Origin of the sequence: Rhodanobacter sp. C03, assembly GCF_002001175.1 — a bacterium.
In the GTDB taxonomy this organism is placed as follows: Bacteria; Pseudomonadota; Gammaproteobacteria; order Xanthomonadales; family Rhodanobacteraceae; genus Rhodanobacter.
Map to the genome: position 1 here is coordinate 94,931 of NZ_MUNT01000016.1, position 10,725 is coordinate 105,655.

The following is a 10,725-nucleotide window of genomic DNA, read 5'->3' on the forward strand; positions in this document are numbered from 1 at the left end:
CTCAACCGGCAGCCGGCAAGGGGGCCGGTACCTGATTGGGCACCGGCTCCGGGATCGGCACGGGAATCGGTTTGATCAGTCGGGCACGGGCGTCTGCTGCGGTGTGCCACAGATTCCAGGCCATCACCACCATGCCAGACAGGATCAGCAGGCCACCGGCCCAGCGGATCAAATACATCGGCTTGATCGCAATCAGACTGTCGAGGAAGGAATAAGTGAGCGACCCATCCGGGTTGGTGGCGCGCCACATCATGCCTTCGGTGATGCCGGCGGCCCACATCGAGCAGATGTACATCAGCGTACCCATCATGTGCAGCCAGAAATGCGCTTCCATCGCGCGATGCGAGTGCATGGCGGGTCGACCTAGCGCACGAGGCGCCATCGCGTAAAGCGAGCCGATGGTGATCATCGCGACCCAGCCGAGCGCACCCGAATGTACGTGGGCGATTGTCCAGTCGGTGTAGTGCGACAACGAATTCACCGTCTTGATCGCCATCATCGAACCTTCGAAGGTGGCCGCGGCGTAGAACACCAGCGACATCACCATGAACTTGGCGGCCGGGTCGGTCTTCAGTCGCCACCACGAGCCGTTGAAGGTGAGTAGCCCGTTAGCTGCGGAGCCCCAGCTGGGCATCAACAGGATCAGCGAAAATGCCATACCCACCGACTGCACCCAGTCGGGCAGGGCGGTGTACATAAGGTGGTGCGCGCCTGCCCACATGTAGACCGAGATCAGCGCCCAGAAATTGACGATCGAGAAGCGATAGCTCCACAGCGGCTGCTGGGCCTGCCGCGGGACGAAGTAATACATCATGCCGAGGAAGCCGGCCGTGAGAAAAAACGCTACCGCGTTATGGCCGTACCACCACTCCACCATGGCATCGACCACGCCCGAATAGATCGGGTACGACTTCCACATCGACACCGGCAGCACGAGACCGTTGACGATATGCAACAGGCCGACCGCGATGATGAAGGCGCCGTAGTACCAATTCGCGACATAGATATGGCGGATGCGCCGGCGCGTCAGGCTGGCGAAGAACACCACGCCGAAGCTGACCCATACCACGGCGATGAGAATGGCGACGATCCACTCGGGCTCGGCATATTCCTTGCCGCGGGTCGCGCCCAGCGGCATCGACACCATGGCCAGCACGCAAATCAGTTGCCAACCCCAGAATGTGAACTCGGCAAGCCGGCCCAGCGCCAGCCGCGCCTGACCGGTACGTTGCACCACGTAATAGCAGGTGCCCATCAACGCGCAGCCGCCAAAGCCGAAGATCACCCCGAAGGTGTGGTCAGGACGGATGCGACTGAAGGTCAGCCATGGGATATCAAAATTCAGCGCGGGCCACATCAGCTCCGCGGCGGCGTAGACGCCTACCGACATGCCGATGATTCCCCATACCGCGGCGCCGAGCAGAAACTGGCGCACGACCTTGTCGTTGTAGTACTCGGTATTTGGCATGGCACCCCCTAACTATGGTTGGAGGTATTCTGACAACGCTGTTCAGCCGACTATTGATCTAGATCAAGTCGCTTCGGCTCCCTGTTACGCAGGATCGGAACCAATTCCTCATCATTGTGTTAGGCAACGCTCAATGGGTTCGCCGCACCGCTTCAGATGGCACGCGATTCGTTGACCGTCTACAGTGATGCCATTGCACCAACCTCACGTTGAACGGGGCAGTCTCAATGTTGGTAAGGGAAGGAAACGCGCGAAGCAGCGATGTCGATCGTCGCCTTGCCTGCACCCTGGCCGCGATTGCCGGAGCGCTGAACACGGCTGCTTTTCACGCAGTAGGTTTTTTCTCCGCCAACATGACTGGGAACGTTTCGGCGCTCTCCGATCACGCCGCACTGGGAGAGTGGTTGCTAGGCATGTTCTATTTGTCGATTGTCTTGGCTTTCGTGCTGGGCGCTGCGGTGTCGACCTTGCTTATTAATGCGGGCAAGCGTCGACGCATTCGTAGTATCTACGCTGTCAGCATCCTCGCAGAGGCAGTTTTGATGGCGTTGCTTGGATGTGCCTGTCTCTGGCTTCCTCAGGCTAACCGTGGGCCTACATTGATCCTGGGGTTGAGTTTTCTTATGGGTCTGCAGAATGCGGTCGTCACCACGATTTCTGGTGCGCGTGTGCGAACAACCCATGTTTCCGGTATGTCGACGGATATTGGCATCGAGTTGAGCATGCTGTTCGACATCGCTCGTGGCCGCGAGCTTGGGGTGGATGCTGCGCCCTATCAGCTGAAGCTTCGGCTTCATGCACAGACGGTGCTTTCCTTCCTGGTGGGCGGGATCATCGGTGTAATGGTCTATCAGGCGATCGGCGGACGTCTTCTCTTCGCCACGGCGTCGGTTCTTCTGGCCCTCTCGCTACTAGGTATCTGGCAGGCGCTTCGGGGCGACGTGTCGGTGCCACAAGCCTGATACGACGATCATGCGTGCATGGGATCTCAATGTCGACGCTTACGAGATAGAACCACGATCCGCTGCAAATAGCGGATCGGGGGCATGCAAGACTATGCCGTAGAACGACAATACCGCTCCCAGTCGTTCATCAACTTGGCGCGCCGAGTCAGCAAGTCACCACGTTGATAGGCTGCTTCTGAGGCATCTTTGAGGAGATGCGCCAATGCCTTCTCAATAACCTCGCGCGAGTGCTTCGTAGTCTCTGCTGCCCAGTCACGAAAGCTGGATCGAAAGCCATGGGGTACGCAAGGCCTCTTTTCCCTCGGATCCATGTGTCCGGTGCCTCCCTTGGCAATATCTGAAGCGTGCATGCCTTTTATCAGCTTCTCGCCCGCGGCTGTGGTTAGGGGTTGACCTTTGACGCTAGGGAACACATGGCCGGATGGAACGACCAGCTTGCCCTTCACTTTCGGTATCAACGAACGTAGCAACTCGATTGCTGCAGGTGATAGGGGCACTCGATGTTCCTTTTCCGCCTTCATTCGTTCAGCCGGAATGATCCAAAGGGCTTTTGCTAGGTCGATCTCATCCCATTGCGCACCTGCAGATTCGCCTGGCCGCGTAGCCGTCAGAATTTGCAGCTCCAGCACGCGAGCGGATAACCCTTGGTGCTGGCGAAGCTTTGACATAAATGCAGGAATCTCAGCGTAGGGCAAAGCGGGCCTGGGTTTGACCTTTTGTACTTCACTGCGTTTAGGCAGAAGGTGATCCAGATGGTTACGCCACGCCGCGGGGTTGTCACCGGTTCGGAGTTTGCGAACCGTTGCCCACGCCAGCACCGACTCGATCCGCCCCCGTAATCGGCTTGCTGTCTCGGTCTTTGTTGTCCAAATGGGGTTTAGACAGAGCATAACGAGCTCCGTATCGACCCTATCGACCGGCACATCCCAGATCGGTTTGCAGTAAGTCGCGAGCGTGCTTTCCCACTGAGCAGCATGCTTGGCATTCTTCCAGCCGCTGCGATGCGCTTCGATATACAGACCGGCACAGCGACCGAACGCCACCGTTCGCGCCTCGGTTAGTCGTTTCTGCTGCTGGGCCGATTTGCGATCGTCAATGGGGTCGATGCCATCGGTGACCATCTGCCGGCATTTCATGGCGCGCTTTCTAGCGTCACTCAGCCCAAAAGAATGGAAGGCACCTAAGCCCATCTCTCGGGCGCGACCGTTGATCTGGTAACGAAATACCCATGACTTGGAGAGGGAAGCAGAAATCTGGAGATAGAGGCCGCCGCCATCGCCCAAGTACCCGGGTGTTTTGGCTTTGCGAACCTTCAGGTCGGACAGTTTTTCGAGTGCGCGAGCCATTGGCTACCCCTGTTTCTACCCATGATCATACACTGGATTTGGTTGAACGCCTTTGGGCGTGTTTGGACATATTCACGCTGTAAACGGCTTGGTTAAGCCATTTGTGAGGACTTGTTTGGACAGGACTGGACTACAGGCTGACGGACTCTCTCTCCGCCAAACAGACAAGCCGCAGAGAACATTCTCTGCGGCTTTTTTGTGTCCAAAATTCGGTTCAGGGTCAGAAGACTGCGCGCACCCAACAGGCATCACAGAACCAAGCTTCGATGATCACGTCACCATCTTTTCAACGCGCGAATAGCAACTAGGCGATCCCCTTTGCATCATGGTCGAATGCGCGCCGTTGCCCGTCGACGCCCTCGACGGTAATCAGGGCCTCGTCGCCGCGATGCTTTACCTTCCGGGCTGCGCCGACGGCAAACCTGATTGCGTCAACGCGGGTTTTGAATTCCGGATGGCCACCGTTGCTCACTTGCACGAGCCACATACCTTTCGCGGGCGAATAGGGAACGTCAAAGATGATCATGCCTATAACCTGACAACGTCTCAGTGAGCAGGCCGTAAAAGTCGGCGCAGCATCATTGTCAATGTTCACATTTTAGAATGATGGATCCCAGCCAGCTCGTCAGAATTGATGAGTGGTTCCTCGTTGACTTCACTCGCCTCATTCTTTCATTTAAATACTGTAGGCAGAAATGAACGATATAGATCCTTTTCCCTTTCTGGGTGGTGGTTCCAAACTCGGCGAACTGATCCGAGCCTTCGACTGGAAGAAAACCGCCTTGGGAGAGCTGAGCCAGTGGCCTGGATGCTTGCGAGCGGCTACATCTCTGGTTCTGCGTTCCGACGCGCCGATGACCCTTCAGTGGGGAACTGAAGGCTGGATGCTCTACAACGACGCCTACTGCGACATCGCCGGCGCTCGTCATCCCGGCTTGCTTGGCCAGAAGGTCAGCGACAGCTGGTCGGAAATAGCGGACTTCAGGACACAAGTAGTGAAGGATGTACTTGATGGAAACACCGTCAATTACCGCGATAAACACGTGGTGTTGCTACGTCATGGCGAGCCTGAGGACGTCTGGCTCGACATCAACTACAGCCCAGTGGTTGATGAGGCTGGAACACCCGTCGGAGTGTTTGCGGTCGTCAAGAATGCCACTGAGCGATTTCAAGCAGAGCAGCGCCTTCGCATGGCCCAAGAAGCTGGCGGAGTGGGCACGTTTGAATGGTATCCGGACTCCGGCCGCCTTGATGTTTCTGATCAATATCGACGCATATGGGGATTGAGCGCCGACGTCGAAGTGACAGATGGTTTGCTGGCCATGCTTGCACACCCTGATGATCGACATGCCGTCGTGGGGCCTCAACGCTACGACTTGCCCAATCCCATCGCTTATTCGGAATGCCGGCGCATCGATCCGATCACGGGTGAGATTCGATGGATCGCGCGCCGAGGCGAGGTGGTTTCTTTGGATGGTGTGAACCAGCGTTACGTCGGTATCGTCATGGATGTTACCGACCGAAAAAGGTCTGAGGACGCCTTGGCCGAGAGCGAAGCTCGTTGGCAGCGCCTAGTCGAACAGATGGATATCAAAGAGGTTCGGCATCGTAATGTTCGCATTCTCGTGAAGAAGCTCGAGCTCGAAGCAAACCGCGGCGGAAAGTACGCTGGGGGCCTGACGATGTTGGCCGAGATGCTCGGCAAGTCAATAGCACAGGTCAGCCGATTTGCGGCCCAAAAGCCCAGCGCGCACATCGGAGATCGGATCGCCCGCGAAATTGAACAGGCCTTTGGAAAAGAACGTGGGTGGCTGGACCATGTGCAATGGTGCGCAGATTTGGCTGATGTTGAGTCCGATCAGTAAATCTCGTCCATCTGACTCGCTCAACGTTTAGCCTGATCGATCGACGATTTCAGGGCTATCAAGGAGCAGGGTAGGGCCTTTCTTTAAGTTGTGCGGCGAAGTGGACGGCGTTGGAAGCCAGCGTCTTGATGGTGCTTGCAAGCTTCTTCGGGGTTCGATCAAGATCTATGTAGTTGATGCTTCCCACCGCGTTCCCAACCCAGTAAGCGGAACTTCCTCCTGGGATGGCAAAGCCAATATCAGCGAGTGCCTGATAGAGCTCCGCCGTCACATGATGCGCGCTATGCTCATTGCCAACCATCAGGCCGGAGGCTCGTCGTCTCCCAAGTAGTCGAGCATGTCCAGTGCATTGGACGTGGCATGGCCCAGTGCAGTGTTGTCGAAGATGCACCAGCGCTGGGCGGTGTGCGACGCGGGTCGCCGCAGCTTGAGGGAAATCCGGTGCAGAGTCGCCTCAGGGTAGCTGTCGTAATAAATCCGCGGCGACCCGTGCAGACGCAGATATTGCAAGGCCGGATCACCCGCGGGCACCGCCGCCCTCGGCAGGGGCGCGGGATCGGCGGCGACGCGGCTAATGTCGTGGTCTATCAGCTGGCGATCCACTGCGTGCGCGAACCAGGAGACATGGCGAGGCTCACATGCCACAGGGCCAAGATGCAGACGACGCAGCATCTCGAAAAACGGCAGCGCTACCGACGCCGTGTACGCGAGACCTGGCGGCAGCTGCAGAAGCAGGCAACCGAGTTTTGAACCGAGCTGGTGAACCTCGCTCAAAAAGGCGTGCAATGTTGTACTGCATTCGAACAATCGTGCTTGGTGGCTGATGGTGCGTGGCATCTTCACTGCGAAGCGGAAATCGCCTGGTACCGAGGACGCCCAGCGCGCGTAGGTGGCGGGCTGGTGCGAACGGTAGAATGACGAGTTGATTTCCACCCCGTTGAACACCTGCGCGTATCGTTGCAGGTGGCTACCGTCCTCTGGAAATCGTTCTGACGAAGCCTTCGGAATGGCCCACCCCGCACAGCCGATGTAGAGCTGCGGCCGAATCGTTGGTCGCATGCTGGCTTGTTGTAGTGATAGTGGGTGTTCTTCGGTCAAGGCGAATGTCAGCGGCTGCGTGCTGGAAACATGGTGACAACGTGGTGAGGTGTACGTGAATCGATTTGCCTAACGACCAGATCGTTGATTAAAGGGGTGGTACCGGCGGGACCGACATCCCTTGGATGGCGCTTGCGATGAAAGAAGATGTACTGACGGATCCAATACCGGTAGGCCTCTTCTGTGCGTCGGCTTAGGTGCCGTCGGCGGCAAACAATTGAGACCTGGTCCATAAGACGAGGTGTGGCTGGTGCAGGGACTTGCTCACCCCATGAGGGTCACTCCAGTGGGGGTAAAGGGTGACACCCTAGCGCTTAGTGTGTGACGATCTCAATCGGGGTTTGCGTTGGTTGTATAGCCCGACTCAGGGTGAGGAACGTCAAGCGCATCAGCGGGATAGAGGTTCTGGTCCTGGGTGACGCGAGATGTATAACCCGACCCAGGTCGGTCTATTAGGTAGTTAGGGCTCAACTGAATGGACGAGGCTGCACATACTTTTCGAAAGTCACGCATCGACTTGCTAAAGTTTTTTGCATCAGCCGAGAAGCAACGCAATTTTCAAAGTGAGGTCTGTCGCAGCGACGGCTATGCCTTTGACGAGTTCGTTTGTTGGTGGGTTGATGACTTTCATCCAGAGAGCAATCTCTTTTCTTCTGCCTTCAACGCCAAAGAAGTAGCTGTACTGGCCAGCTTCAATGTTACGTTTGAGCATGCGCTTTCGAAAATCGGAGACCGCGTAGCCAATGTCGATCGCCTTCTTTCGTTACCAGCTTGGCAGGTTGTTATGGCAGCCGCACTAGTAGCCTATGCCGCGCTTGAGCCCTAACATCTCGTTCAAGGCGGACGGCTTCGCCGCCGCTTAACTCCAGCGTTAGTCGGTTGCTCATGTTGGTCTTTCGTAGCGTGTGTTTCGCCCAGCTTCGCGGCAACTTGCAATGTTTCGCTTCGGCAGTTTTTTCCTTAGCGTTGCGGCAAGCCATCGGCCTTCAGAGCTGGTAGTTTTGGGGCAGTCGGTTGCTCAAGGTTCTGCGCTCATCCAAGCCCAGTTGGCTCAAGCGCAACTCGTCGCAACCGTCTAACATCTCATTCAAGGCGGACGGCTTCGCCGCCGCTTAATTCCAGCGTTAGGTCGCAATGACACAAACCGAATCGCGCATCTGGAAGAGCTTGTGGTGGGCCTACTTCGTTGTAGTTGCCCTCACAACAGTTTCGTCGTGGTTTGGCATTCACTCGCTGCTGGATGCGTTGTTAGCTGTCTTCAACGCTTACGCACTTGTAGGTCTGTGGGGCTACTTGCGTCGCATCTCTATAGGCTGGCGCAAATTTTGGATCGTATATTCCTTCCTGTTCGCAGTGCAGGCTGTGTACGGCGTTGGCCTAGTTGCTTGGCTCGCGTGGCAGTCGCATGCTGCCATGTACTACTACATGCTTGTTGCGGCAATTTTGTTGTGCATTCCTCAGTGCTTGGCGCTTTGGCGTTACGGGTTCCGTAGTTCCTCTATCTGGCAGGCTGCGCAAGTTGCGGCCTAACATTTCGTTCAAGGCGGACGGCTACGCCGCCGCTTAACTCAAGCGTTAGGCGGTTGCTCGTGTTAGTTCTTCGTGTCGTGTGTTTCGCCCAGCTTCACGGCAACTTGTAGCGCTTCGCTTTGGCAATATCTTTCCTTAGCGTTGCGGCAAGTCTTCAGCCTTCAGAGCTGGTAGTTTTGGGGTAGCCGGTTGCTCATGTTCTGCGCTCGTTCTGGCCACAAGTCATCGCTCAAGCGCGTCGTGTCGCACCCGTCTAACATTTCGTTCAAGGCGGACGGCTTCGCCGCCGCTTAACTCTAGCGTTAGGTGCCCAAGGTGAAACTCCGCACTTTGACAAAGGTTTTCATCTTCCTTGTAGGCGTGTGCATCGCCTTGCTCGGAGTAACCTGGGTCTTCGTAGCGGCATCGGGCGCGGTCAAAACCGATCCTGTCGCTGGCTATGTTGCTGGTGCTGGGTTTTTGTTGGCTGCAGCACCACTTCTGGCATTTCCATTTTCTGTCGGTGTCGCCAAGTCCTTGCTTGTTCTTGTCATGTTCGTTCTTGCATTCGGCATGCTTTGGTTTGCTTTCCAGCCCAACTCACCTGCCAGTCATCCAGCGCTTGTCCAAGTGGCTGCTATTGCATTTGCTGTAATGTTGCTCGCACGTGTTGTGCTGGTTCTGCGCCGTAAACGTTCCGCGTTGGGCACCTAACCATTCGTTCAAGGCGGACGGCTACGCCGCCGCTTAACTCCAGCGTTAGGCCGCATGAGCAACCTCCTTACTGACGCACTCCTTTTCGCTACGCTGGCCTTCTTTGGCGTTCACGTCGTGCTCGTAGGAATCCTCACGCCAAGACTGCCTGCGGCGTCACAACAGGTTCTTTGCGCGTGGGCCAGCGTTCGCGGCGGCCAAGTCCTCTCTCTCAAGTTCAAATATCTGCTGCCTTGGGTTTCCTTGCCGCCGCTCTCAAGAGGTCAATTTTTGCTTCTAAGGTCGGCTCAAGCATCCGCTTCAATTGCTATGCTGGCGCTGCTCGCCATGATTCTGTCGGCCATTTCAATGGCGTAGTACCATCGGCTGCGCGCGGTGCGGCCTAACAATTCGTTCAAGGCGGACGGCTTCGCCGCCGCTTAACTCCAGCGTTAGGGGGCTTGTGTGGATTGGTCGCAACTCGACGACAAGCAACTGCTAGGCGCTTACTGCTCGTTGATGTCCGCGCTAAGAGACCGCGGCATTGTGCGCAGCTCAAACAACCCCGTGGCTGACTACACCGAGACTCTTGTATCTCGCGTTCTAGGGCTTTCGCTTGAGTCGCAATCGCAAGCTGGCTATGACGCTCGTGGCACTGATGGCACCAGGTATCAAATCAAGGGCCGCAGACTCACGCCGCACAACAAATCAACCCAGCTCAGTGCGCTTCGTAACTTGGCACTACGCCCATTTGATACTCTGGCGGCGGTCGTCTACGCGACAGATCTATCCGTTCTCTATGGCGCTCTGATCCCAATTGAGGTCGTCGCAGAGCTAAGTCGCTTCTCAACGCACAGCAATAGTCATATCTTCTTGTTCCGGCGCAACGTCCTAGAGGATTCTCGCGTCACAGACATCACTGCTGCGCTGTCCGCCCCCTAACAATTCGTTCAAGGCGGACGGCTCCGCCGCCGCTTAACTCCAGCGTTAGCCTTTATGACCCCAGAGCAAGAGGTCGCCCGAAAAAAGCAGCTCGTTTCTGCTGCCAAAGCTCTGCTGTCCTTGCAAGTAGGCATCAGTGTCGGCTGCGTGCGTATAAACAGGGTTCTCCTCCAGCTGGCTCTTCAAGGCGATGAACGGTATCGAATCTTTCATCAATTCAATCGGGCAACTCTTGGCCTGCCTATTGGCAACGAGCGCCTGCTTTGGGCACATCCGGCGCTGTTGGAGCATGATGCGAAGCTCGCGAAAGTCGAGGCGGAGTTCAGGCCAAAGCTTCTTAGTGCTTGCATCGCTATCATCGGCGAGTATGGCTAACAACTCGTTCAAGGCGGACGGCTTCGCCGCCGCTTAACTCCAGCGTTAGAGGGCACATGATCCTTCTGTCGGCACTGCTAGCAATTGTCTTCGGCGCCCTCGCACTTTTTGGAGTTGTGCCAGGAATCGGGTCGCCGCTTGTCGGAGCAATCTTTGGCGCAAATGCGCTTATTCGGCTTCGTCGTCCAGGTGCAAAGCCATCGAGGCAAGCGTCCTACGCTGCGTGGTTTGGCATTGCTCTCTGCGGTATTGCCATAGTCGTTCTAGTCGCGGGGGTGTCTCGGGGTGCCCTCTAACCATTCGTTCAAGGCGGACGCCTCCGGCGCCGCTTAACTCCAGCGTTAGGCATCTTGAGGACAGTATGCAGCGAGTCACCATCCCCTTAAGCAAGTCAAAACTCTTGTTTCTTTTGTTGGTCTCTTGCGCTTTTGTGGTGGGCGGCTATTGGATGTTCACCATGGACG

12 protein-coding genes are annotated in these 10,725 nt (G+C 56.5%); 6 read left to right on the plus strand and 6 right to left on the minus strand.

Going from position 1 to position 10,725, the window contains the following annotated elements:
- Position 1 precedes the first annotated feature (1 nt).
- On the minus strand, positions 2-1,468 hold the full coding sequence (ccoN, locus tag B0E48_RS17280) for a cytochrome-c oxidase, cbb3-type subunit I (protein ID WP_077439631.1): 1,467 nt from the start codon (positions 1,466-1,468) through the stop codon (positions 2-4).
- A 227-nt stretch (positions 1,469-1,695) separates the two neighbouring features.
- Between ccoN and B0E48_RS17285 the strand changes: the two genes are divergently transcribed.
- On the plus strand, positions 1,696-2,430 hold the full coding sequence (locus B0E48_RS17285; RefSeq protein ID WP_077439632.1) for a YoaK family protein: 735 nt from the start codon (positions 1,696-1,698) through the stop codon (positions 2,428-2,430).
- 92 nt (positions 2,431-2,522) lie between these two features.
- Here B0E48_RS17285 and B0E48_RS17290 read toward each other — a convergent pair whose 3' ends face one another.
- The gene (locus B0E48_RS17290; protein WP_077439633.1) at positions 2,523-3,779 is read right to left on the minus strand and encodes a site-specific integrase; all 1,257 of its coding nucleotides are present in this window, start codon (positions 3,777-3,779) and stop codon (positions 2,523-2,525) included.
- Between the two features lie 304 nt (positions 3,780-4,083).
- Positions 4,084-4,305: a hypothetical protein gene (locus B0E48_RS17295; protein WP_139350350.1), complete on the minus strand. Its 222-nt coding sequence runs from the start codon at positions 4,303-4,305 to the stop codon at positions 4,084-4,086.
- A 169-nt stretch (positions 4,306-4,474) separates the two neighbouring features.
- Here B0E48_RS17295 and B0E48_RS17300 point away from each other — a divergent pair, with 169 nt between their 5' ends.
- Positions 4,475-5,644, plus strand: a complete 1,170-nt coding sequence (locus B0E48_RS17300; RefSeq protein WP_077519330.1) for a PAS domain S-box protein — start codon at positions 4,475-4,477, stop codon at positions 5,642-5,644.
- Positions 5,645-5,702: 58 nt separating this feature from the next.
- Here B0E48_RS17300 and B0E48_RS17305 read toward each other — a convergent pair whose 3' ends face one another.
- The gene (locus B0E48_RS17305) at positions 5,703-5,945 is read right to left on the minus strand and encodes a hypothetical protein (RefSeq protein ID WP_077519331.1); all 243 of its coding nucleotides are present in this window, start codon (positions 5,943-5,945) and stop codon (positions 5,703-5,705) included.
- Complete coding sequence (locus B0E48_RS17310) at positions 5,945-6,703, minus strand: DUF72 domain-containing protein (protein WP_077519332.1); 759 nt, start codon at positions 6,701-6,703, stop codon at positions 5,945-5,947. Before B0E48_RS17310 ends, B0E48_RS17305 begins: the two co-directional genes overlap by 1 nt.
- 514 nt (positions 6,704-7,217) lie before the next feature.
- Between B0E48_RS17310 and B0E48_RS17695 the strand changes: the two genes are divergently transcribed.
- From B0E48_RS17695 to B0E48_RS17325, 4 genes are all read left to right on the plus strand, one after another.
- Positions 7,218-7,568, plus strand: coding sequence for a hypothetical protein (locus B0E48_RS17695; protein WP_139350351.1), 351 nt, complete (start codon positions 7,218-7,220; stop codon positions 7,566-7,568).
- 308 nt (positions 7,569-7,876) lie between these two features.
- Positions 7,877-8,272, plus strand: coding sequence for a hypothetical protein (locus B0E48_RS17320; protein ID WP_077519334.1), 396 nt, complete (start codon positions 7,877-7,879; stop codon positions 8,270-8,272).
- Positions 8,273-8,587: 315 nt separating this feature from the next.
- Positions 8,588-8,965, plus strand: a complete 378-nt coding sequence (locus tag B0E48_RS17700) for a hypothetical protein (protein WP_139350352.1) — start codon at positions 8,588-8,590, stop codon at positions 8,963-8,965.
- Positions 8,966-9,019: 54 nt separating this feature from the next.
- A complete protein-coding gene (locus B0E48_RS17325) occupies positions 9,020-9,322 on the plus strand; it encodes a hypothetical protein (RefSeq protein ID WP_077519335.1) in 303 nt (100 codons plus the stop codon).
- Positions 9,323-9,931: 609 nt separating this feature from the next.
- Here the strand turns inward: B0E48_RS17325 and B0E48_RS18135 are convergent.
- Positions 9,932-10,273, minus strand: a complete 342-nt coding sequence (locus B0E48_RS18135; RefSeq protein WP_254424021.1) for a hypothetical protein — start codon at positions 10,271-10,273, stop codon at positions 9,932-9,934.
- Between the last annotated feature and the right edge of the window lie 452 nt (positions 10,274-10,725).